This window comes from Bradyrhizobium sp. 45, from assembly GCF_023073155.1.
GTDB classification, from domain to species: Bacteria; Pseudomonadota; Alphaproteobacteria; order Rhizobiales; family Xanthobacteraceae; genus Bradyrhizobium; species Bradyrhizobium canariense_D.
Genome location: NZ_JADPIX010000038.1, coordinates 29,409 through 50,344, shown reverse-complemented (window position 1 = coordinate 50,344; position 20,936 = coordinate 29,409). Strand labels below are relative to the sequence as shown.

Sequence of the window (20,936 nt, the reverse complement as noted above, 5' to 3'; positions counted from 1 at the left end):
CGACCCCAGCGGAGCGATCCGCTCATAACGCGGATTACGCGCGAAAGGTGCTTAACTCGACTTGAAAATGCCAGGAGACTGCGTCGCAGGGTGAAGGCGTTGTGAAGTGGATGCTTGCAGATCGTCGCAAATGCCGTCGAACCGGAACTGACGCGGCATCGGCGAGCCGATGTCGCGCATTTGCCCCAGATGGTTTACTTGATGGAGAGAGATTGCTCTGGCGCTAGACCAGCACCGGCTTGCGCACGCGGCCGGCGTCGCCGAAGACGCGCAAATAGCGCTCGATCTCCGAAGGCAGGCCGGTCGCCTTCTCGGGATTGTCGGAAAGCTTGACGGCCGGACGTCCGTCGACCGACGACACCTTGCAGACCAGCGAGATCGGATCGAGGTTGAACGAGCCGTCCGGCGTGCAGCCGACGAAATCATTGGTGAGATTGGTGCCCCAGCCGAAGGAGAGCCGCACCCGGCCGGCGAAGTGGTGGTAGGTCTCCTCGATCGAGCCCACATCCATAGCGTCGGAGAACACCAGCAGCTTGTCCCTGGGATTGCGGCCCTTCTGCTCCCACCATTTCATGATCTCCTCGCCGGCTTGGATCGGCGGCGCGCTGTCGGGGCGGAAGCCGGTCCAGTCGGCAACCCATTCCGGCGCATCGCGCAGGAAAGCCTTGGTGCCAAAAGCGTCGGGCAGCGCAATCAGGAGGTTGCCGCCATAGGTTTGGCGCCACTGGTCGAGGATGCGATAGGGCGCCCAGCGCAATTCCTCGTCGTCCTTGGCCAGCGCAGCCGCGACCATCGGCAGTTCATGGGCGTTCGTGCCGATGGCTTCGAGATCATTGTCCATCGCGAGTAGCACGTTGGAGGTGCCGATGAAGGACGGGCCCAGGCCTTCCTTCACGGCCTCCACGCACCAGCGCTGCCAGAGGAAGCCATGGCGGCGACGGGTGCCGAAGTCGGAGAGCCGGAGGCCATCCAGCTTGCGCAGGCGTTCCACCTTGGTCCACAGCTTGGCTTTGGCGCGGGCATAGAGCACGTCGAGCTCGAAGCGGCCGCGGCCCTTCATCGCCGCCCGCGAGCGCAATTCGTTGAGGATGGCGAGCGCAGGAATTTCCCACATCGTGGTATGGCTCCACGGTCCGTGGAAGTGCAGCTCGTACTGGCCTTCGACCTTGCGCAGCTCGTATTCGGGCAGCCGGAATTCGGCGAGCCAGCGGATGAAGTCCGCCGAGAACATGTGGGTCTTGCCGTAGAAAGTGTTACCGGCAAGCCAGATCAGCTCTTTCTTGGTGAAGCGGATGGTGCGGGCGTGGTCGAGCTGGGCGCGCAGCTCGCCCTCGTCGATGATTTCGGCGAGCCGGACATGGCGCGATCGGTTGATGACCGAGAATGTCACCTGCTGATTCGGGTAAGATTCCCGAATCATTTGCAACATCAATAGCTTGTAGAAGTCGGTATCAAGCAGGCTGCGGATGATGGGATCCAGCCGCCAGCTGTGATTGTAGGTCCGGCTCGCAATGTCGGTCACTGTCATGGGGGAATTCTAGCGTGGCGGCCCCGGCGCAACCAGTGGGTTTGACGGGGATCAGGTTTTCGCGGGGACGGGGTGCGAGGCCGTTGCCGCCACGGTCTCGAGCTGGCTTCTGATCCAGCGATGCGCCGGGTCCTTCTGATATCGCTGGTGCCAGACCATGAACATCGGCAGCTCGGCCAGGGTTCGTGTGCGCGAGGCCAGCGGAATCCGCACACGCGCGAAGCCGTGCATCACGCCGGGCGCCAGCAGGCTCGGCATGCTCGCCAGCATCTGCGAGCCACGCAGGAAGGACGGCACGCCGGAGAAGCTCGGCACGGAGATCGCGATGTCGCGGTGGAAGCCGTTGGCTGCAAGCCGGCGATCGATGTCGAGCCGCTCATTGTCAGTGTAGACCACCGTGACGTGACGCGCCGCGAGATAGGCGCCGCGGGTAGCCGGCGCGGCGCGCGCTTTGGGGTCGTAGTAACAAACGTAATGGTCTTGCAGCAGGCGCTTCTGCACGATGTCCACGCCGGATGGCGGCAGCGGCGTGATCAGCAGATCGCAGCGGTTTTCGCGCAGCATCGCCGGCGAGGGCGACTGCGAGGGGATCACGCGCAGGTTCAGGCTCGTCACTTGCGCTGCGACATGATCGAAGAACCGCGGCAGCAGCAGGTCGCGCTGGAAGTCATTGGCGGCGATTGTCAGCGAAAGCTGCGCGCTCGCCGGCTCGAACGTGACACCGCCGGCAAAGCTGCGCATCTCGTCGATCAGCGCTCGCGCCTTTGCCGCGAGCGCCTGGGCGTGCGCCGTAGCGACAATGCCGCGGCCGGATTTGGCAAACAGCGGATCGCCGACGATCCGCCGCAGCTTGTTCAGGGCGTGGCTGACCGCGGATTGCGTCAGGCCGAGCCGCGTTGCGGCCGCCGTCACCGAACCTTCTTCCAACACGGCCAGGAACAGCTCCAGCGCGTGGCCATCGAGCGCCAAATGATCGATTTTATTCATGGAATGCATTATAATCGATCTATTTATCTTGAGAATAGCCGGCGCCATCATCTCCCGATAAGCCGTGCGCCCCAACGGGAGCGCCAGAGGGAGAGACAACGCCGATGCATGCCCAGGCGCCAGCCTTGCGGGAATCCCGCCCCAACCGTCCCGAGCCGTTCACGCCGCCGCTCGGTGACGGCGGCTTCTTCCAGCGCGACCGTTCCATGCATCCGCCGGCGCACGCGCCGGGCTACAAATCCTCGGTGCTGCGCTCGCCGCGCCAGGCGTTGCTGTCGCTTGAGAACTCGGTCTCGGAGATCACGGGGCCGGTGTTCGGGCACAACGATCTCGGCCCGCTCGACAATGATTTGATCCGCAACTACGCCAAGGACGGCGATCCCGTCGGCGAACGCATCATCGTCCACGGCCGCGTGCTGGATGAGACCGGCCGCGGCGTGCCGAACACGCTGGTCGAGTTCTGGCAAGCCAATGCCGGCGGCCGCTACCGGCACAAGAGGGACACGTATCTGGCGCCGATCGATCCGAATTTCGGCGGTTGCGGCCGCGCGCTGACCGACGACAGCGGCTACTATTATTTCCGCACCGTGAAGCCGGGACCCTATCCCTGGCGCAACTACGTCAACAGCTGGCGTCCCGCTCACATCCACTTCTCGGTGTTCGGCTCGGGCTTTGCACAGCGTCTGATCACCCAGATGTACTTTGAGGGCGATCCCCTGATCCCGGTCTGCCCAATCCTGACGACGATCCCGGACAAGGATGCGCTGGAGCGCCTCATCGCGCCGCTCGACCTCAACGCATCGACCCCGTTCGACTCGCTCGCCTACCGCTTCGACATCGTCTTGCGCGGCCAGCGCTCCACTTACTTTGAAAATCGCACCGCAGGGAACTAGGTCCATGCCGCAGCCGCTCAACTACCTCAAGGAAACCGCCTCGCAGACCGCCGGGCCCTACGTCCATATCGGCCTGATCCCGGCGATGGCCGGCTTCGACATCTTCGAGAAGAACTTTTCCAACGTGCTGGTGACGCCGAACACGCAAGGCGAACGCATCACGCTGGAGGGCAAGGTGTTCGACGGCAGCGGCACGCCGCTGCGTGACGTGCTGTTGGAGATCTGGCAGGCGAACGCGGCCGGCCGCTACAACCATCCGGCCGATCGGTCGACCGGCGCGCTCGACGAGGAATTTCGTGGCTGGGGCCGCGCCGGCTCCGACTTCGAGAGCGGGCTGGTGACGTTCGAGACCATCAAGCCCGGGGCCATCACCGACAAGGCGGGCCGCAAATGCGCGCCTTACGTCAACATCTGGATCGTCGCGCGTGGCATCAATATCGGGCTCAACACCCGGCTGTATTTCTCCGATGAAGAGACTGCGAACGCCGCCGACCCCGTGCTCAGCCTGATCGAGCAGCCGGTGCGACGTTCGACGTTGATCGCAAAGCGCAGCGAGCGTGGCGCCAAGATCGTGTATGCTTTCACGATCAATTTGCAGGGGCCGGAGGAGACGATGTTCTTCGACGTCTGAGAGCCGCCCCCCGAAGGTTCACTCCACCTGGTCACTGCGATCGATCGCTACGCGCGCGTGGAATTGCGGTGACTGACGCATCTCGCGCGATCCCGGCCTATTGGCCGGATCGCGCCCCACTTTTGGTTTCAGTTCTGCCAAATCGATGAATATGTCCGCCTGTCGGCGCAGCTCGTCAGCGACCATGGCCGGCTGAGTGGAGAGTGTGGAGACGACCGTCACGCGGACACCGAGGCGTTGCAGGGCTTCCACCAGCGAACGAAAATTCCCATCGCCCGAGAACAACACGATCTGATCGACGTGCTCGGCGAGCTCCATCGCATTTACGGCGAGGTCGACATCCATGCTGCCCTTCACCTTGCGGCGGCCGGTGATGGCGTCGACGAATTCCTTCGTGAGTTTCGTGACGACGGTGTATCCGTTATAGTCGAGCCAATCGATCAACGGACGGATTGACGAATACTCCTGATCCTCGACGACGGTCGTGTAGTAGAAGGCCCGCAACAGCGCACCTCGGCTTTGGAATTCGCCGAGCAGTCGCCTGTAGTCGATGTCGAAGCCGAGCGCCTTGGAGGTGGCATGGAGATTGGAGCCATCGATAAAGAGTGCGATCTTCTCAATCGAAGACATTATGCACAAATCTCCAGTTGTACGCGAAAGGTGGCCGGTCCAACCGCCGGGGGCGGTGTGTCGGCCGGAAAAACATTGAAGGCACCGATGGCTTGCCGAAAAAGCAGCGCAGACGACCGGACAGGGGCGGCCGTCTTGCGCCCAGGTTAGGGAGGATACAATGCCACCGGCGCCAGGGCGCCGAATGCAGCCAGGCTAAGGCGCGCGCATTCCCTACTCAATTGTACTGAGGTAAAGGGCGCCTATCCAAAGGATAGGGCCCCATATACGAAGGTTAAGTGGCAGCGCTGGCAACAAAGGCCATTGCGGTTCCCAGCGTGGCCTTCGACCACAGGCGCGGCTGATCGATCGGCCGGTGTGTCAGCCTTCATCGCCATGAAGCTGGGCACGAAAGGCCCGCGGTGACACGCCCGTGGCGGCGGCGTAGACCCGGCTGAAATAGGCGGGGTCCTCGAAGCCAAGCGCATAGGCGATCGTCGAGACCGGTAAATTGGTGTAGACGAGGTTGCGCCGCGCCTCGCGGATCAGCCGGTTGAGGATCAGGTGCGAGGCGGTGTCGCCGGTTGCTGCCCGGGTCACACGGTTGAGATGGGTCGGCGTGATCGACAGCGCGCTCGCATAGTCCGCAACGCTCCAGCGTTCCAGATGATGCTGTTCCAGCAGCGCCTCGAAGCGGCGGAATAGTCCGCTTTCAGCCGTGCCGTTGCCACCGCTCTCGCCGGTGAGCGCGCGGGCCACCAGCCCGATCATGGCCGCCGAAAGTGCACGCAGCACATGCGCTCGGCCGAAATCGCGCGCGGCGTGTTCGGCAAAGATCTGCTTCATGGTGGTCCGAATCTGCGGCGTGCCGCGTATCACGGCCGAGCGCGACAAGGCACCTCGCAGCCCTTCGGAGGCGAGCAGCGCTTCGTCCAATATTTCCGCGGCGATGGTCAGCACCCAGCCCTGGGTATCAGGCACGAAACGGAAGCCGTGGACGTGGCCGACGGGCACGTTGACGATTTGCATCGGCTTCAGCTGCACCACGCGCCCGTCGAGCGTCGCTTCGCCGCCGCCGCGCTCGATCAGCAGCACCTGGTGCAGCCGGGCATGGCGGTGCACGGCGAGCGTCCAATCGTGCAGCACCGAGCGCGACGCTATCGTCTCGCAATGCACGACATCGGGCAGATCACCGGATTCGCCGAACAAATTGTAGACCCGGATTGCCGGGGCGGGGGCTGGGTTTCTCATGTTCGAATAGTACAAGACAAAGACGAAAGCCTCCATCCGTCAGCGGCGCTGAATCTGCAAGAAAGTGCCGAGGAGGACGCAAAAATGAAAGTCCAGGTCTGTATCATCGGCGGCGGGCCGTCCGGGCTGCTGTTGTCCCAGCTCCTGCACCTCAAGGGCATCGACACGGTCGTGCTGGAAAAGTACAGCCGCGACCACGTGCTTGCCCGGATCCGTGCCGGCGTGCTCGAGCACGGCTTCGCCAGGCTGATGCGCGAGGCACAGTGCGGCGAGCGGATGGACCGCGAGGGCGAGATCCACAAGGGATTCGAGATCGCCCATGACGGGGTGCTCTCCCAGATCGACCTCCACAAGCATTCCGGCGGCAATTCGGTGCTGGTCTACGGCCAGACCGAGCTGACGCGCGACCTCTACGAGGCGCGCGACCGCCTTGGCGGCAACGTCGTGCACAATGCCGAGGACGTGACGCCGCATGACCTGACCTCGGACCAGCCGTACGTGACCTATCGTTCGAATGCCGAAACCGTCCGAGTCGATTGCGACTACATCGTCGGCGCTGACGGCTTTCACGGCGTCAGCCGGAAGTCGATCCCGAAGGACGTGCTGCGGGAATACGAGAAGATCTATCCGTTCGGTTGGCTCGGCGTGCTGTCGCGCACGAAACCGGTGTCGCCGGAGCTGATCTATGTGAAGCACGAGCGCGGCTTCGCGCTGTGTTCCTTGCGGTCGCAAGTGCTGAGCCGCTACTACGTCCAGGTGCCGCTCACCGACAAGGTGGAGGACTGGAGCGACGATGCGTTCTGGGCCGAGCTGAAGCGCCGTTTGCCGCACGAGGTCGGCGACCGCCTGATCACGGGGTCGTCCATCGAGAAGAGCATCGCGCCGTTGCGCAGCTTCGTCGCCGAGCCGATGAGCTACGGCCGCCTGTTTCTCGCCGGCGATGCCGCCCACATCGTGCCGCCGACCGGCGCGCGCGGGCTGAACAGCGCCGGCTCCGACATCTATTATCTCTATCACGCCATGCTCGCGCATTATCAGAACGGCGATGATTCCGGGCTCCAGGGCTATTCCGCCAAGGCGCTGGCGCGGATCTGGAAGGCGCAACGCTTTTCGTGGTGGATGACGATGCTGCTGCATCGCTTCCCCGACCGTTCCGAGTATGAAGAGAGGCTTCAGCAGACGGAGCTGGAGTATCTGCTGTCGTCCGAGACGGCGCAGCGTCTGCTGGCGGAGAATTACGTGGGGTTGCCGTTCTAGCGGGGAGTGGACCCGAAACGCGGTGGGACGCTGCGCTACTTTCCTTCTAGGATGTTCACCGGCGTCCAATCCGACCCCGGTGGATTTGTAGCGAGCGCAGTCGCGCGCTTGCCAAAAAGCGCTGACGCCGGATCCATTTCCGCCATTCGCCCGAACGCATCAGCCGCCTTCGCAAACTCCCTTGCCCGCCAGCGCGCCAGCCCTTCCGCATACGCGGCGGCAACCTTCGTCTGCCCGGCACTCTCCGTGCCCTTCTCCGCGAGGGGCTCGAACACCTTGATCGCCTCGCCGCGTCCTATCACTTTGATGGCGTCGAGCTCGCGCCAGGTGAAAGTATTGCCTGTCTGCGCGACAGTCGTTTCTGAAGCCATGATTGCGGTGCCATAATATTTGTTGGCGCCTTCGAGCCGCGAGGCGACGTTCACGGTGTCGCTCATCACGGTGTAGTTGAAGCGGCGGCGGGAGCCGATATTGCCGACGACAGCCTCGCCGCTGTTGAGCCCGATGCGGTGCGACAGGCCGCGGCCGGCGAAAGCGGCGCTGCCGGCGTTGAGCTCCGCCAGCTTTGCGTGACATTTCAGCGCGGCATGGACGGCGTGGCGCGCATGCGCGGGATCGTCGGCGGGCGCGCCGAACATGGCGACAATGGAATCGCCGATATATTTGTCGACATAGCCGCCATGGCTCTCGATGATGTCGGTCATGGCCGACAGATATTCGTTCATCAGCGTCACCAGTTCGCCCGGCGTCATCGTCTCGGCGATGGAGGAGAAGCCACTCAGGTCGGAGAAGAACATGGTGACGTTGCGCATTTCGCCGCCGAGCGCCGGCATCTTGCCGGAGGCAACCATGGTGTCGATCACTTCGGGGGCGAGATAGAACGCAAAGCTCTTGCGCAGGAAACGCTCGTCGCGATCGGCCAGCATGAAACGGTAGCCAATCATCATCGCGAGCGCGGCAAGGCTCGCGAGCGCCGGCTCGGTCAATGGTAGCGCCAACGCCTGTACGAACGCGGCGACGGCTGCAGCGGCGTAAACGGCGGTGAGGACGAACCATGCGATCAGTGCGCCACCTGGTGCGAGCACGCAGGCCGCGCAGGCCACGATCGCTGCGAACACGATGGTGAGAATGCTCCGCAGTGGAAAGCCGAGCTCGGTCACCGCATCGCGTTCAACCAGATTTCGCACGGCGTTGGCATGCACGAAGACACCGGCGATGTCGCTGCGGGCTTTTTGTTCGGTGGTTGCCGGTGCGGGCAGGGCGCATCTTGCGGCCGGCGTTCCGTCATAGCCGCCGGAAAGACGCATCGAGGTGATCTTGCGGTCATCGACATTGAGGATCGTGCCGAGCACCACAATCTTGTCACCGAAGGCGCGGCGGAAGAAGTCGCGGTCGTTCTTCTCGACGCAGGCGTGCAGGTCTGCGAACGAATATGTCGGCACGTCGCGGCCGAGCCCTCGGAAATTGAGCGTTAGCGTGTTCGGCACCGCGCTCGGGATCGTATACCCGGACAAAGCAGTCACGCCAGAAGGCGCGGTCTGCGGTTTTGCGCCGAGCGCGCGGGTGGCGAGTTCGACGGCCATTGCGGGAGCTGGCATGTCGCCGACAGGAAAACTCAGCGGCATTCGCCGGATTACATGGTCGGTGTCGGTATAGACGTTGAGGCCGCGGACGTTATTCCCCACAGCCAATTGCTGTGCGCGGTCCGGATGATCGCTGCTGAGGACCTCGCCCAGCACCAGCTTGCCGTCACTAGAGAGTTTCCGCAAGGCGATGAGATAGTCTCGGTCGAATCCCTTCAATCGCGCGCCAAGCGGCGCATCGCCAAAGGGAATCTCCGACCGCTCGATCGAGCTCGGAAAGATGACATCGAAACCGATCACCTTGGCGCCGCCGTCGGCAATGCTGCCGAGCACCCGGCCGATCTCGCGCGTCCAGGTCAGCGTCGGCGACCCCTGGAACGGCGGAGTGTCGTAGGTCTCGCCGTCGATGGCCACGACGACGACCGGTGATGTCGCGGGATCGCGGTGGTCGCCGACGAGCTTGCCGCGCAGTGCCGTGAGGATGTCGAGCGACAGGCCCTGCAGCGTCTGGAACGGCGGAGACGTGACGACGGCGCCTGCAAGAAGCGCAATCAGGATCGCTGCAACGATGTCCCGTCTGCCGATCCGCCGCATCGCCCCGTCGCTAGCTGCCTATTCGAGCCGCAGCAGGCGTCCCACGATCGGCGTCGGCGACGACGTGGCGCTGGGATCGACCTGGAAGGCGTAACGCTTGGTGCCGAGGATGGCGAGATAGCTGCCGCCCGGCGTCAGCGACTTCCCGGCCTTGGCGAAGTCATAGAACTTGCCTCCGACCATGGTCTCGCTCTTGAGCGGCACGCTGATCGTGGGCTCCTTGCCATCGGTGCGCTCGATCACCAGGGTGCTGCCGCTCTTCGCCTGCACCAACGGCGCGACACCGTAGAGCGTCGGCAGCTTGGCCGGAGCGCTGCCCTTGGCGTCCGACCGCATGGTGCGGAAGGTCGTCGCGGCACTCTGGTTCGCCTCGCGCTCCGACAGTTTTGCCGCGTTGGTATCGCAGGGGACCTTTTCCCGCTTGACCTCGCCGAGTTGCACGGTGCTCTGCTCGGTGCCGACCATGACGACGCCTTCGCTGATGGTCTCGCGCTGGCACGATTTGAGATAGCTGAGCGTAATGGTTGCCTTGGGCCCCAGCTTGATGATCTTGCCCGGCACCACATAATCCATGAACGCGACACCGTCGACCTTGCCTTGCACGTCCTCGACGATGGCGGTCGGGCTCTCCGCCAAAGCCGGAGCAGCAAGACAGCATGTGCCGACAACAGCGCCGATCAGGCTTTTCATGGCAATTCTCATCCAATTCGACCAATATTTGCCGGTCCCCATCCAGGCCCGATGCTTAGCAGCGAAACGCCCAGGCAAGTGTGACCGGAATCACTCTTTGATATTGGTGCACTCTATCAGGAAGAGGTTCAAGCCGGCGACCCGAGAAGACAGTGCGCCGGCAAGCTGGATGGATAATTTCAATCGGCTGGGACGGCCTCAACCGGGTGGCTCTCCATATCTATGATGGGCGCGAACGTAGCCTCGGTCTTCTGATACGGCGTCGCCTGCTGACCGGCGGCGATCTCGACCACTTCCTCCCGCGTGACAGGCTAGCTGTCACGAGCTGGCTGGAGTTGATAGCGGTTATATGCGTGCTGCAAACGAGGTCGGCACGCCGATCGTTTTTAGCGCGGTATGCAACGGGGTCCAGCTCCAGCTTTCTTGCCCGCCGCACGGGAAGCATGCGCCCGCGTCGCTGCGCCTCGGCGTCAAATTGACGAGTTGATTTTGCAGGGCGTTAACCGTGGCGGAATGCTCCCCGCGCGGGTCATTGTCGCGCCCCAGAGTTGGTTGCAAATACGTTGGAGTTTTACGGTGGATGTTTTCATGCTGAGAGACGGCAAATATGCGGCCTGGTTCAGGACCCCGCGCGGTCAGGGCACGGGCGTCGTGCATCTGGCGGAGGGACGAATCTCCGGCAGCGACAGCTTCTTCACTTATGGAGGCTCTTACCGAATTGACGAGCAGCGCTTCACGGCGGTTCTGACCACGCGGCGTCATGCCGAGGGGCCGCCGACCGTGTTCGGGCTCGACGAGGTCGAGGTCAAGCTCTCGGGCGTGTGCAGCGGTGCGATGGCGACCTGTTCCGGAACGGCCGAGCAGGCCCCCGATGTGACCTTCGAGGCGACGCTCATCTACAGCCAGGACGAGGTGCCGGCCGTTGACGCCCGAGGTGCGGTCGTGAAGCTCAACGCCGACAAGCTGCCCAAGGGGCTCGACGGCCGTTCGCGATCGCGCCATCCGTTTGCGCCGGGATCGCTCGGCTCAGAACGGAATAGACCATAAGGCCACGTCTTATCCCGCCTGATCGACTTCGAGGATGTTGTCAGGGCTGCTTAAGCGGATGAGCCCTCTGGTGCCAGGCCCAGGCGGTGCGGATTACAGTCGGCAGATCCGAATATCGCGGCACGAAATTCAGCGCTTTTCGCGCTGCGGAGGGATCGGCGACCAGATAGGTGGGATCGCCGGCGCGGCGCGGTTTGACGGTGTGGGGCACCTCGCGCCCGGTCTCCTGCCTGATGGCGGTCAGGATCTCCCGTACCGAAAAGCCGGAGCCGGTGCCTAGATTGAAGCTGCCGCCGGCATGCCCTTGTTCCAGCAGCTTCAGCGCCGCGACATGCGCTGCGGCGAGGTCGGTGACGTGGATGTAGTCGCGGATCGCGGTGCCATCGGGCGTGTCGTAGTCCTGACCGAACACGGCAAAATCGACATGGCCCTGTAATGCCATCATGGCGCGCGGAATGAGATGGGTTTCATTGTCACGCAATTCGCCGATGCCGCCGGCAGGATCGGCGCCGCTGGCATTGAAATAGCGCAGGCAGAACGCGCCGAAGCCGTAAGCGGCGCGGTAATCGGCGAGCATGCGCTCGATCATCCACTTCGATGCGCCATAGGGGTTGATCGGCGCGCAGGGGAAGTCTTCCGGCAGTTCCTTGGAATCGGCATTGCCGTAGACGGCGCCGGTCGAGGAGAACACGATACGATGGCAGCCCGCATTGCGCATCGCCTGCAATAGCGACAGCGTGCCCTGCACATTGTTGATGTAGTACTTTTGCGGGTCGGTCATGGACTCGCCGACGAGACTCGCCGCCGCGAAATGCATGACCGCCGTGATTTTGTGCTCGGCGAAGGCGCGCGCCAGCGTGGCGCCGTCGAGCAGATCGCCTGTTACCAGCGGGCCGGCGACGAAGCCGCGATGACCTGTCGACAGATTGTCATAAACGACGGGCTGATAGCCGGCGGCGGTCAGGGCGCGACAGGCATGCGAGCCGATATAGCCCGCGCCTCCCGTAACGAGGACAGTCGGTCGGTCGGTCATGTCTGCTTACCTCGAGGTGAAATCAACGATCATCCATGCGTCCGCGGCCAGCACCAAATCGGCACCCGGCACGAGCACCGCAAGCGTCAGCCATGCGGGACGTTTGCGGAAGGCGAGGACATGCCGCGTGGCGCCACGGGAGACGACATCAATCAAGGAGAGGGCTTCCGAAGTGACCTGTCCCAATGCGATTGCCTCAGTTCAATAGTTGATCGATCTGGTGAGCATAGATTGATCTTCGCTGTATGCAACCCACCGGCGGCTCGGCACGATCGTCCTTCTTCGTTTAGCTCGCATTGACCCTATCGCTGCGAAACGGTGGGCGCGCGCATCGCGGCAACCGAAGCTTTAAGAACCAAAATTAAGCTGATGCCGAGTAAAGGAGTGACTGAAACATGGCACAGATCTGGATGACCTATGACGAACTCGCCGAGCTTAGCGGCTGCACGTCTGCCGAGGCACGAATGCGGGCCATGCATTTGTCACTTGACCGCCGCAAAAGCCGCGACGGCGCAACCCGCGTCAAGCTCGATCTGGCGCTGACGGCCAAATATTTCGCCTCTGTCCGGGACGCCGATTTTGATCTGGACGGCGCCATCGAGACGCTCCAGGCCACCCATCGGCAGATGGCAGAACTCCTGACGCCGAACCAGTTCCTGGGCCGGCGCCGCTCGGCTTAGCTCCCGCACGCAATCCATCGGGCTCCGGGTACAAGGAGCCGAGATTCTCGCGATAGTTGTTCCGAATCAGGCATAAATCTCCATCCGGAATTTTCATTGCTGGCCGGGGTTTAACCGCAGCGGGCCGTAGAGCCTGAAGGAGGATGCCATGAGGAACGACAGCGATCGAGGCTACGCGACACTGTTGGCAGCGGCGATGCTGGGTGCGCTGATCATCATGACAGCCGCAACGGCAAATGCAGAGCTCGTGAAGTTGCAGGCCGATTTAAAAGGCAGCAATGAAGTGCCTCCGAACAACTCGCCTGGAACAGGCAAGGCCGAGGCGACCTACGATACGGAGGCGAAAACCCTGACCTACACAGTCAGCTTCGCCGGCTTGACCGGGCCAGCCATGGGGGCACATTTCCATGGCCCCGTGGAGGCCGGCAAGAACGCCGGCATCGTGCTGCCGTTCAAGACGGTCCAAAGCCCGATTCAGGGGAGCGCAACGCTCACCGAAGCTCAGGCTGCGGACCTGCTGGCTGGGAAATGGTATGCCAACATTCATACGGCCGCGAACCCGGGCGGTGAACTACGCGGACAAATGATAAAATAAGGACGGTCACTTCCCGATGCAGACGTGCAGGCCATGCATCTGCTCAGGAGGGCGGCCTCGGTAAGAAGGCCAGGATTGTTTGAGCGAGGAGGACCCCGACGGTCCCGCCTGCTGCCTTTTGCAGCACGTCCAGGAAACCCGGATCACGATCGGGCGTCATTGCTTGCAGGATTTCCAGCCCCATTGCGACCGCCACGACAAGCGAGCATGCGAGGGTGAGCCGACCGGGCAACAGGAAGGACAAGAGAAATCCCAGCAACCCGTAGGCGCTGAAGCGCTCGATCACGACGACCCAATAAGCCTCGTGATGGCCAATAAGCACGGGTCTCCCCGCCAGTCTCGCAAGCGTGGCATAGACGATGAGCGCGAAGCAGACGCCTGCGGCTGCGATAAGGTGGTTGCGGCGCATTGGACGACCATAGCCGGACCGGAGCCAGGCCGCGTTGAAAGATGAGAGTATCGTTAAGGCTGATTGAGCAAGGGGCGCGGCGCGTTTGCCGTCCCGGGTTAACGGCTCAATCCTTTCAGGCCACCAACGCCGCGTCGGTCGGCAATTTAGCGCTCTGCGCCAAGCAGCGTGACTCGACCAACTCGTTAAATCGAGGGAAGGGCAGTGGGGCGGAGACCAGATAGCCCTGCCCCTCCTCTACGCCGGATGAAATAAGCGCCCGGACCTGCTCCTCCGTCTCGATGCCTTCCGCGACCACCGTCATTTGGAGGTCCTTCGCAAGTGCGACCAGCATCTCCACGATCGTGGCAGTCGATGCGTCCACGGTGATCGTGTCGACGAAAAATTTATCGATCTTGATTGTATTGGCGCCCAGGCCCTTGAGCCGGGATAGCCCGCTATGACCGACGCCGACGTCATCGATGGCGACGCGAAACCCGTAGTCCCGCAATTCGCTGACTACGGCTGCGGCGCGTGCGAGGTCGTCGAGCTCGTCGCGCTCGGTCACCTCGATGACGATCTGGCGCGCGGAGACTTGCGCCGCCATGACCGTGCGGCGGAGCGTTTCAATGAAGCCCGCACTCAAGAGATGCTTTGGTACGACGTTGAGGGAGAGCTTAAAATCCTTGTTCGCTTTCAACAGCGGCTGCAGATCCGACAGCGCTGATCGCAGGATCTGCCAGGTCATGACCTGGATGCGGCCGCTGGATTCCGCGAGCGGGATGAAGTTCATCGGAGGCACGACCGATCCGTCTTTGAGGAGCCACCGAGCCAACACCTCGCAGCCTTTGATCCGACCGGTCTTGAGCTCGAAGATGGGCTGGTAGTACGGCTTGAATTCGTTCGCGGCCAGCCCGCGGTCGAGATCGGCGACGGGCCCTTCCATGCGGCGGCTCCGCGCGAAAAGCCCGCCGAAAAGGGCGCCGATTGCAAATGCTACGGCCAGCGTCGGCCAGTAAGCCTCGTTGTTCCACGTCGAGAGGATGCTGCGTTCGAGGCGAATGGTCGCATGGAGTGGGAATCGAGCTGAATTTTTGTCGAGATCGATCGGGGCCTGCAAGGCTTTGTCGGGATCGAGCAGGAATTCGCCAAGTTTCTCGCCGTTGCTCAACGCGAGGATCACTTCGCTATGGGCGCGCAACTCGGCGGGCATGATGTCGAACAGGCTGGCGTTGACGCCAAGAATGGCGACCAATGCGGCATTGCCGTTGATGTCTTTGAGCACGCCCAGAGCATCGCCGCCGAATTGCTCGACACGGAAGAGCGAAAGGCTCTTGTCGCGGGAGGGAAGCATATCGCGGCGGTCGATCCATCCCTTGTCGAATTCCAGCGTTTCGGAATAGGCCGAGCAGATCACTGAGCCATCCGGGTTGACGAGGCGCACATCCTTGATCGCGGAACGTTGGTAGACGTGGAGCCGGATCGCCTGCAGCGTCGCGGGCCCACAATCGGCAAGATCGCGCCGCGCGAGTTCGCCCAGGCTCGCGCCGGCAAAGTCGACCGCAAACTCGGCGCGACGCAGAACCACCTCGGTCAATTCGTCGAGCTGGTGGGCCTGCTGGTACCGAATGAACGAAGTTGCCGCAAAGTGGCCAGCCACGCCGAACGCGGCCGTGCTCGCGAGCACGAACGCCGCAAATACGAAAGTCGGTCGCTGCAATCTCATTCGGCCCGGCGGAACAGAGGGAAGCGTCGGCCGATCCTAATCAGGACGCGCTAAGATAGGGTTTAATGCGCGGGCGAGGCATGTGGAACCGGCCTTTGGGGGTGGGCAGGCGAGGGACCCGTCTGCCCCCGGACCGGGGGACCCTATCGAAAATGCTACTTAACCTTCCGCTCCCAAGTTCTGGCGGCCCATTCGATGGCGGAGGGAAGCGGGTGCGGGATTGTAGGGCGCGATGGAAGCCTGCCGAGGGCTGCCACCATGCTGTGGCCGGGTGGCTCGCAAGCGCAAGACCACGAAGGCGATATTGATAGTCAACCAGACCAGAATGACGGAAATGGCAAGATGGGCCACGGCCAGACCTCGCGATGGAGTTGGAGTCAACGCGAGCGCGCTGGTTCGGTTCCCTGGCGAACCGGGCTAGAGCGCATCTATTTCATGTAGCCGGAGTCGAGCCTTCGGGGCGGACGGCGACCTCACCTTGCCTTGAGGTCCTTGCTCTACTCCGATCAGCAACACGACGCATTCGTTCTTCGTCAGAACCGGCGATCGCGCGCCCGCGGCCATCATGACGTCGTTGGCGGAACGCCGCCGCACGCTCGCTTAGGCCTTTTTTCTCGCCTTCGTTTTCAACGAAAGACCAAGGCGCAGGGCCATGCGCTTGATCGCATCGGGCGATCGTCCGAGCTGTTTCGCCGCCTCCTCCAATGAAGCCGAAGACTTAGCCAACTCCATCAGCCGGCGGTCTTCCTTGAACGACCAGGGCTTGCGCGCCATAACCGAAATCATCCTCTCGTCGCGACAAGGACAAAGCCGCCAAGCGGACCCATGTCGCTCGACGGCTTTGCTTGGGTGGGGCCGAGCTTGGGGGAGCCCGGTGAGACGATGGGATAAGTGATTAGTGAGAATTCGCAACAAACAACGCGGATTAAGCTAACCGCTCAACCTTAACGCGTCTAATCCGGCTTTGTCGCTCCGTACTATCACGGAGGTGTCAATGCTGATCAGCGGCGGCCGTTACCGCGCTTTGAATGGCTGGAAGCCGAATTGTCGGGCGCCGGTTCTGAAGGCTGCATGGACTGCGTGAACCCCGATTAACATCCGGCCGGATCCAACTTCAATCAGTGAGACGTTTTGTCATTCCCCGGCCCGCGGCTGTCCGGCAACGACCAAACTTCAATCAGCTCCTTGCACAAATTTCGTCATCGCCTGGCAAAACTTTCAGCGGTGCCGATCTTGAAGTCGTCACAACGACAAGATGAAATGCAATGGGAGGAACGCGCCGAAAAAATGGGACGTTCAAATGTTGGCAATTGTGATTTTGGGTTCGATCTTCGCGGGCGGTTTTGCTTGCGGCTATGGTGCGAGGGCGTGGCGCTCACGCAAGCGATCGGCAAGATATCGTCTCTATGCGCCCTATACTCCCGCAACAGGGGCGGGACGAAGTCGGTCGCCCTCCTAATGATGGTATTTCGCGCCTGGCCTGTTTGCCGAGCGATCTCTGTAGCATTATCGAAATAACCATGTGCGGTTAGGTTAACTTGTCGCAATTCTTGAGAGCCTAGCCAATGCCACCTAGAACATCTCGATTCACGGCGGAAGCTTAGCCGCCCCGATTTTTCCGTGGCCCCGCGTTAGGGTAGGCGTAAATGACGTATCTGATTGCATTGCTAGGCGCGATAATTTGCATCGTTATTTTGATGGTTTTCGTTCGCGCCTATGATCGACACCTGAAAGATCTTCCAGGTCCTTGGATCATGGACGAGGCTCATTCGAATGACTGAAAGGCACAACGCGCCCCGCAGGTATTTCGTTGATGCGCAAGGGAAGCGGGTGCTGATAGGGCTGTCGCTTCCGGAAACGGCGGAGTTCGAAGCGCTGGACATCACATCGGGAGAGACGGTTCAAATCGGTCCGGGCGATGGGGCCGCCGCGGCGCACGAAGCTCGATGGCTTGAGCTTTATTCGAAACACGAAGGAGCCTGGCGGGCGTGGATCGTACAAAGCCAGGCGGAGCAGCCACAAGATTCAAGCTTTGTTAACTATGTCTGACCGATGTTAGCGGTCCAAATCTCGAACGTGGGATGGCCCAAATGTTTCAGCTGTTCCTGAGAGCGCGCGCACACAATTTTCTCAGCTCCCGCCGTGAGGACAAAGGCTTCAAGGCCCGTACCATCGAGCGCGATGCGGAGACGGACCGCGTTCGAATCGATGCCGTCATGGTCGCGATCGATACGGCATTGCGCGATGCGGAGAGGGAGCAGGTCGGCCTCGGACGACGTGTTGATGACGCACTCGCGCGTGCATCCGTCACTTTCGGAAACGGCACCGATGAATATCTCGAACGGGAGCCGATCGACAGTCATCATCAAGATCTCTTTGCCGCCGACATCTCCAACGGCCAGCGGCGGCTCAAGGAATTGGCAAACACCATCGCTCATCTGAGGTTTATCAGGACCGCGATGCTCACGCGCTTTCCGAACCTGAAGCCGCCGCAGCTCAATAGCTAGGATCGAGGGTTTGGCTCGGCACCCTTCCGTCTGCTAAACGCAGCAGGTTTGGGCACGATGGATATCTCGGTCCGAAAAGCATAATCTCTCGCTGAACAGCTTTGCCACGGGACAATTCGGGCGCCGCTTTGCCGTTTGGCTCTTCTGCCGGTTTTGATATGGTCCCGTCCAGCGTTCTCGGACGGATTGAAGGAGCGAGCCAGGTGATCTCCAGAAATTTGCAAAGGTCTATGGGATTGGCATTTGTTTTGGCTATTGGCGCGCCAGTAACGGCGTCGGCCGTCACTGTAGAAGTAGCGCGTGCATGCGACGCAGCTTTGGCCAAGGCCTTTCCTCCAAAGCAAATCGGCAATCCCGCTGCCGGCAGCGCAGGGACAGCCAAGGAGCGGCGCGATTATTTCAGCAAATGCGTCACGAACAACGGCAAGGTCGATGATGCGCCCGCGGATGCGCCTAAAGACGCCAAGGCCAAGAAATAAACGGAACGCGTCGCGCCACTTTAGCGTCGCGGCGGGCAGGGGGAGTAGAATGCGCCGTTCGTTGCATTGATGCGTTCGACGCATTGGTTGGGATCAGTCGGCGTCCCGGCCACCGTGAAGTCATAGCCCATACCTTTGACGACCACGACGTAGCGACCCGGCGAAAGCGTAAAGCCGTCCTGCTCCGGCTGCAGCGATAGCATTCTCGGCTGATCCTCGACCGGACCTACTTTGTAAGGGAAGGACATGCTGCGGATGACCCAGGTGTCGCCGGCAGAGACCATGGCCGCTTTCCCGGTTGCATCGACGCCCATCGCTCGGGAGACTTTTGCGACTACTCGAACCTCGGTCCCGGTTGCATCGACACCACCGTCGGGCCTGAAAACAATGAAGCTGACATCTCCGCTTGTCAGGGTCGTCGCGCTCGGTGTGGTGATTGCTGCTGAGATCGCGACACGACGATCCGGAATCTTCCCGGGGACCGGCTTGAGCTCCTGGAGCTGGCCCTGGCTCAGGGCGTAGACGCCGAAGGTCGTTGGCAACGGCATCGAGGGTTGCGCAGGCGTCACCGGCTCCTTCGGTTGATCCGGTGTCCGTTCGACGCTCTCACCGCTCGATGGAGTCACAGCCCCGGTGGGGTGAGGCTCGGGGCTTGTGGAGGTGCGCTTGGACAGCGTCGCGGACTGCCACAATGCGAGGGATTGTGTCCTCAACCGCGGCCAATAAGTAACCGCCGCGCTGGCACCGGCAATGACGACCAGGATGGCGGCTAATCGGATGAGGGAGTTGAGGATGCCGCTTCGCCGAGATTGGTCGGGCGGGCTTGGCGGTGCGACAGAACCGCGCCCTGTTTCCGCAGGCTTCGGGACGGGCGGCGAGGGCGGAACGGGCGCCAGATGCGGAACGGGCTGAGGAGCCGGGGGACTGGGTGGCGACTGATGCGAAGCGACGTCTAGCGCCAACTCCGGCGCTTTGGACAGCGCGTCGCGCTCGCTACGGTCAAATGAAAGCTCAACCTCCCGGATGGCGCGCTCAAGCACTTGCTGGAGCTCGCGGGACCCCCGTGCGTCGCCATGCGTTAATTGTTCCAGAAGCTTGATGCGAGCCAGCTCGTATACGATTTCGCGGATCTGCCGGGGGTCGCTGGATATGTCGCGAATCCGCCCGGACAGGAGACGCACAAACCCGGCCTTGATCGCGTGCGTATTTGGCGCGCCGGCGGCGGTGTCGCTGGGGTCGGTCATCAAGGCCGATCAAGTAACCCGGAACAGGCTGTTTCGCTAGGCTTTTCCGCGTCAAAATCCTATCTCGGCGAAAGCCGCTCTGATCGCCAGCCTTGCAAGAGCCCATGTCGAACAGCTTCGGGGGCTTGCTTTTGGGCAGAAAGCTGTGACAGTTCGACGAGCTCCTCTTTCCGGTATTTTGATCATGCGCGACGGTTTCATAGCACTCACGTTTGTGGCTCTCCTGGTGCAACCTTCTTTTGCACAAGGGACCAAGGACAAAGCCAATTTGACGAGCACCAGTATCGTGACCACCCCTACGAAGAAAACCCAAACGGCCCAGAGCGCCTCACGACCCACCGCCACCCGAAACCTGGCGCCGGGCAAGCTGCCGAGCGGGATGGCGGCTCAGGGGGTCTGGAGAGACGGCAAGTTGATCGCCGTGCCTCGGCAATGACGACCAAGCAACCGTGAAGGAACGGTGATCGCCTCCCGATGTTCTCGCTTGGGAGACATCTTATGAAACGATTAGTCCTGACCGCGTTTACGCTTCTTGTGACGGCAAGCACGTGGGCCCTCAGCGCTCGGGCCCAGGGGGTCAATGATCCATCGACCCCCGATCGAAATGTCATCATCGTCAATCCCTCGCAGCCCGCGCCGAGCACGGCTACGCGGAATATTCCGAGCCAGATTCAGCCGCCTCTGGTCAGTGGAGGGCGCGCGCGCCCCTATTACGGCAACAGAACGCGGACTAGTGGGTCGAGCAGGCGTTAGTCTGGCTACTGTGCGTTGGGTGTCATTCCGCCGCCGGTGGGGAAATTGCTGGATTTGAGCGCCATTCCACTGACGCGAAAGCGAACATTTCCCGCCAGGTACAAATAGTCCGACGTCGTGCTGCTGACGGTCCGCACCTCGACATAGGTCAGTGTGATCGACCCCACGCTTGGGGTTACCTGGGTGATGTCGACAAACCGAGCTCCCGGGAAAAGCTTCTGGTCGAGGCCATAGAAGATCTTTTCCCGCTCTGACCACAGCACGAAGTGACCGCCGGTCTTCTGATCGACGGCTTCGTATTGCGTATGGATCACTTGCGGGTATTCGATCTGGCCTGCCGCTGCAAAGTGCGTCCCCAAAAGGATCACCAGAATCAGGAAGGTAATTTTGCGGACCACTGGTCAATACCCTCGCGAACTAAAGCACGAAGCTTGCCCGCGATTTGGCTTTCGTGCAATCGG

The 20,936-nt window shown here is 61.8% G+C and carries 22 protein-coding genes; 9 read left to right on the top strand and 13 right to left on the bottom strand.

Annotated elements, in window-relative coordinates; translation table 11 throughout:
* Nucleotides 1-223 precede the first annotated feature (223 nt).
* Entirely contained in the window at nucleotides 224-1,528 is a 1,305-nt protein-coding gene (gene pncB, locus IVB42_RS05825; RefSeq protein ID WP_247397742.1) for a nicotinate phosphoribosyltransferase, read from the bottom strand.
* A 51-nt stretch (nucleotides 1,529-1,579) separates the two neighbouring features.
* On the bottom strand, nucleotides 1,580-2,524 hold the full coding sequence (locus IVB42_RS05820) for a LysR family transcriptional regulator (protein WP_166517555.1): 945 nt from the start codon (nucleotides 2,522-2,524) through the stop codon (nucleotides 1,580-1,582).
* Nucleotides 2,525-2,619: 95 nt separating this feature from the next.
* Between IVB42_RS05820 and pcaH the strand changes: the two genes are divergently transcribed.
* Together pcaH and pcaG are read left to right on the top strand one after the other, a co-directional pair.
* The gene (pcaH, locus tag IVB42_RS05815) at nucleotides 2,620-3,408 is read left to right on the top strand and encodes a protocatechuate 3,4-dioxygenase subunit beta (RefSeq protein WP_039799636.1); all 789 of its coding nucleotides are present in this window, start codon (nucleotides 2,620-2,622) and stop codon (nucleotides 3,406-3,408) included.
* 4 nt (nucleotides 3,409-3,412) lie between these two features.
* A complete protein-coding gene (pcaG, locus tag IVB42_RS05810) occupies nucleotides 3,413-4,039 on the top strand; it encodes a protocatechuate 3,4-dioxygenase subunit alpha (protein WP_026233093.1) in 627 nt (208 codons plus the stop codon).
* Nucleotides 4,040-4,057: 18 nt separating this feature from the next.
* On the opposite strand, the gene IVB42_RS05805 is transcribed toward pcaG, so the two are convergent.
* Nucleotides 4,058-4,669 (bottom strand): NYN domain-containing protein, encoded by a 612-nt coding sequence (locus IVB42_RS05805; protein ID WP_018456136.1) that lies wholly within the window; start codon nucleotides 4,667-4,669, stop codon nucleotides 4,058-4,060.
* A gap of 360 nt (nucleotides 4,670-5,029) precedes the next feature.
* A complete protein-coding gene (locus tag IVB42_RS05800; protein ID WP_085359783.1) occupies nucleotides 5,030-5,935 on the bottom strand; it encodes a helix-turn-helix domain-containing protein in 906 nt (301 codons plus the stop codon).
* Nucleotides 5,936-5,983: 48 nt separating this feature from the next.
* On the opposite strand from IVB42_RS05800, the gene pobA reads away from it, so the two are divergent.
* A complete protein-coding gene (pobA, locus tag IVB42_RS05795) occupies nucleotides 5,984-7,156 on the top strand; it encodes a 4-hydroxybenzoate 3-monooxygenase (protein WP_085350037.1) in 1,173 nt (390 codons plus the stop codon).
* Between the two features lie 35 nt (nucleotides 7,157-7,191).
* Here the strand turns inward: pobA and IVB42_RS05790 are convergent, their stop codons facing one another.
* Together IVB42_RS05790 and IVB42_RS05785 are read right to left on the bottom strand one after the other, a co-directional pair.
* Nucleotides 7,192-9,333: an adenylate/guanylate cyclase domain-containing protein gene (locus IVB42_RS05790; protein WP_247397744.1), complete on the bottom strand. Its 2,142-nt coding sequence runs from the start codon at nucleotides 9,331-9,333 to the stop codon at nucleotides 7,192-7,194.
* Between the two features lie 18 nt (nucleotides 9,334-9,351).
* Entirely contained in the window at nucleotides 9,352-10,023 is a 672-nt protein-coding gene (locus IVB42_RS05785) for a hypothetical protein (RefSeq protein ID WP_085384366.1), read from the bottom strand.
* A 588-nt stretch (nucleotides 10,024-10,611) separates the two neighbouring features.
* Between IVB42_RS05785 and IVB42_RS05780 the strand changes: the two genes are divergently transcribed.
* Nucleotides 10,612-11,070 carry a hypothetical protein gene (locus IVB42_RS05780; protein WP_085359789.1) on the top strand — a complete coding sequence of 153 codons (459 nt, stop codon included), beginning with the start codon at nucleotides 10,612-10,614 and terminating at the stop codon, nucleotides 11,068-11,070.
* Nucleotides 11,071-11,110: 40 nt separating this feature from the next.
* Here the strand turns inward: IVB42_RS05780 and galE are convergent, their stop codons facing one another.
* Complete coding sequence (gene galE, locus IVB42_RS05775) at nucleotides 11,111-12,103, bottom strand: UDP-glucose 4-epimerase GalE (RefSeq protein ID WP_018456129.1); 993 nt, start codon at nucleotides 12,101-12,103, stop codon at nucleotides 11,111-11,113.
* A 6-nt stretch (nucleotides 12,104-12,109) separates the two neighbouring features.
* Nucleotides 12,110-12,259, bottom strand: coding sequence for a hypothetical protein (locus tag IVB42_RS05770; RefSeq protein WP_240543981.1), 150 nt, complete (start codon nucleotides 12,257-12,259; stop codon nucleotides 12,110-12,112).
* A gap of 239 nt (nucleotides 12,260-12,498) precedes the next feature.
* On the opposite strand from IVB42_RS05770, the gene IVB42_RS05765 reads away from it, so the two are divergent.
* Nucleotides 12,499-12,783, top strand: a complete 285-nt coding sequence (locus IVB42_RS05765; protein WP_247397747.1) for a hypothetical protein — start codon at nucleotides 12,499-12,501, stop codon at nucleotides 12,781-12,783.
* Between the two features lie 196 nt (nucleotides 12,784-12,979).
* The gene (locus IVB42_RS05760; RefSeq protein WP_039799634.1) at nucleotides 12,980-13,378 is read left to right on the top strand and encodes a CHRD domain-containing protein; all 399 of its coding nucleotides are present in this window, start codon (nucleotides 12,980-12,982) and stop codon (nucleotides 13,376-13,378) included.
* Nucleotides 13,379-13,421: 43 nt separating this feature from the next.
* Here the strand turns inward: IVB42_RS05760 and IVB42_RS05755 are convergent, their stop codons facing one another.
* The 3 genes from IVB42_RS05755 to IVB42_RS05745 form a co-directional block, all read right to left on the bottom strand.
* The gene (locus tag IVB42_RS05755; RefSeq protein WP_247397750.1) at nucleotides 13,422-13,787 is read right to left on the bottom strand and encodes a VanZ family protein; all 366 of its coding nucleotides are present in this window, start codon (nucleotides 13,785-13,787) and stop codon (nucleotides 13,422-13,424) included.
* Nucleotides 13,788-13,902: 115 nt separating this feature from the next.
* The gene (locus IVB42_RS05750; protein ID WP_247397753.1) at nucleotides 13,903-15,453 is read right to left on the bottom strand and encodes an EAL domain-containing protein; all 1,551 of its coding nucleotides are present in this window, start codon (nucleotides 15,451-15,453) and stop codon (nucleotides 13,903-13,905) included.
* Between the two features lie 639 nt (nucleotides 15,454-16,092).
* Nucleotides 16,093-16,266 carry a hypothetical protein gene (locus tag IVB42_RS05745; RefSeq protein ID WP_162847250.1) on the bottom strand — a complete coding sequence of 58 codons (174 nt, stop codon included), beginning with the start codon at nucleotides 16,264-16,266 and terminating at the stop codon, nucleotides 16,093-16,095.
* A 999-nt stretch (nucleotides 16,267-17,265) separates the two neighbouring features.
* Here IVB42_RS05745 and IVB42_RS05740 point away from each other — a divergent pair.
* From IVB42_RS05740 to IVB42_RS05730, 3 genes are all read left to right on the top strand, one after another.
* On the top strand, nucleotides 17,266-17,541 hold the full coding sequence (locus IVB42_RS05740) for a hypothetical protein (protein ID WP_018456121.1): 276 nt from the start codon (nucleotides 17,266-17,268) through the stop codon (nucleotides 17,539-17,541).
* Nucleotides 17,542-17,582: 41 nt separating this feature from the next.
* Nucleotides 17,583-17,999: a hypothetical protein gene (locus IVB42_RS05735; RefSeq protein WP_018456120.1), complete on the top strand. Its 417-nt coding sequence runs from the start codon at nucleotides 17,583-17,585 to the stop codon at nucleotides 17,997-17,999.
* A gap of 203 nt (nucleotides 18,000-18,202) precedes the next feature.
* The gene (locus tag IVB42_RS05730) at nucleotides 18,203-18,478 is read left to right on the top strand and encodes a hypothetical protein (protein ID WP_083926416.1); all 276 of its coding nucleotides are present in this window, start codon (nucleotides 18,203-18,205) and stop codon (nucleotides 18,476-18,478) included.
* Between the two features lie 20 nt (nucleotides 18,479-18,498).
* Here the strand turns inward: IVB42_RS05730 and IVB42_RS05725 are convergent, their stop codons facing one another.
* On the bottom strand, nucleotides 18,499-19,722 hold the full coding sequence (locus tag IVB42_RS05725; protein ID WP_247397756.1) for a hypothetical protein: 1,224 nt from the start codon (nucleotides 19,720-19,722) through the stop codon (nucleotides 18,499-18,501).
* Nucleotides 19,723-20,480: 758 nt separating this feature from the next.
* The gene (locus IVB42_RS05720) at nucleotides 20,481-20,873 is read right to left on the bottom strand and encodes a hypothetical protein (protein WP_247397760.1); all 393 of its coding nucleotides are present in this window, start codon (nucleotides 20,871-20,873) and stop codon (nucleotides 20,481-20,483) included.
* Nucleotides 20,874-20,936 lie beyond the last annotated feature (63 nt).

Excerpts from the sequence above, each read along its gene's own strand:
- pncB (WP_247397742.1), bottom strand. The coding sequence starts at position 1,528 with ATGACAGTGACCGACATTGCGAGCCGGACCTACAATCACAGCTGGCGG.
- IVB42_RS05820 (WP_166517555.1), bottom strand. The coding sequence starts at position 2,524 with ATGCATTCCATGAATAAAATCGATCATTTGGCGCTCGATGGCCACGCG.
- pcaH (WP_039799636.1), top strand. The coding sequence starts at position 2,620 with ATGCATGCCCAGGCGCCAGCCTTGCGGGAATCCCGCCCCAACCGTCCC.
- pcaG (WP_026233093.1), top strand. The coding sequence starts at position 3,413 with ATGCCGCAGCCGCTCAACTACCTCAAGGAAACCGCCTCGCAGACCGCC.
- IVB42_RS05805 (WP_018456136.1), bottom strand. The coding sequence starts at position 4,669 with ATGTCTTCGATTGAGAAGATCGCACTCTTTATCGATGGCTCCAATCTC.
- IVB42_RS05800 (WP_085359783.1), bottom strand. The coding sequence starts at position 5,935 with ATGGAGGCTTTCGTCTTTGTCTTGTACTATTCGAACATGAGAAACCCA.
- pobA (WP_085350037.1), top strand. The coding sequence starts at position 5,984 with ATGAAAGTCCAGGTCTGTATCATCGGCGGCGGGCCGTCCGGGCTGCTG.
- IVB42_RS05790 (WP_247397744.1), bottom strand. The coding sequence starts at position 9,333 with ATGCGGCGGATCGGCAGACGGGACATCGTTGCAGCGATCCTGATTGCG.
- IVB42_RS05785 (WP_085384366.1), bottom strand. The coding sequence starts at position 10,023 with ATGAAAAGCCTGATCGGCGCTGTTGTCGGCACATGCTGTCTTGCTGCT.
- IVB42_RS05780 (WP_085359789.1), top strand. The coding sequence starts at position 10,612 with ATGCTGAGAGACGGCAAATATGCGGCCTGGTTCAGGACCCCGCGCGGT.
- galE (WP_018456129.1), bottom strand. The coding sequence starts at position 12,103 with ATGACCGACCGACCGACTGTCCTCGTTACGGGAGGCGCGGGCTATATC.
- IVB42_RS05765 (WP_247397747.1), top strand. The coding sequence starts at position 12,499 with ATGGCACAGATCTGGATGACCTATGACGAACTCGCCGAGCTTAGCGGC.
- IVB42_RS05760 (WP_039799634.1), top strand. The coding sequence starts at position 12,980 with ATGCTGGGTGCGCTGATCATCATGACAGCCGCAACGGCAAATGCAGAG.
- IVB42_RS05755 (WP_247397750.1), bottom strand. The coding sequence starts at position 13,787 with ATGCGCCGCAACCACCTTATCGCAGCCGCAGGCGTCTGCTTCGCGCTC.
- IVB42_RS05745 (WP_162847250.1), bottom strand. The coding sequence starts at position 16,266 with ATGGCGCGCAAGCCCTGGTCGTTCAAGGAAGACCGCCGGCTGATGGAG.
- IVB42_RS05740 (WP_018456121.1), top strand. The coding sequence starts at position 17,266 with ATGACTGAAAGGCACAACGCGCCCCGCAGGTATTTCGTTGATGCGCAA.
- IVB42_RS05735 (WP_018456120.1), top strand. The coding sequence starts at position 17,583 with ATGTTTCAGCTGTTCCTGAGAGCGCGCGCACACAATTTTCTCAGCTCC.
- IVB42_RS05725 (WP_247397756.1), bottom strand. The coding sequence starts at position 19,722 with ATGACCGACCCCAGCGACACCGCCGCCGGCGCGCCAAATACGCACGCG.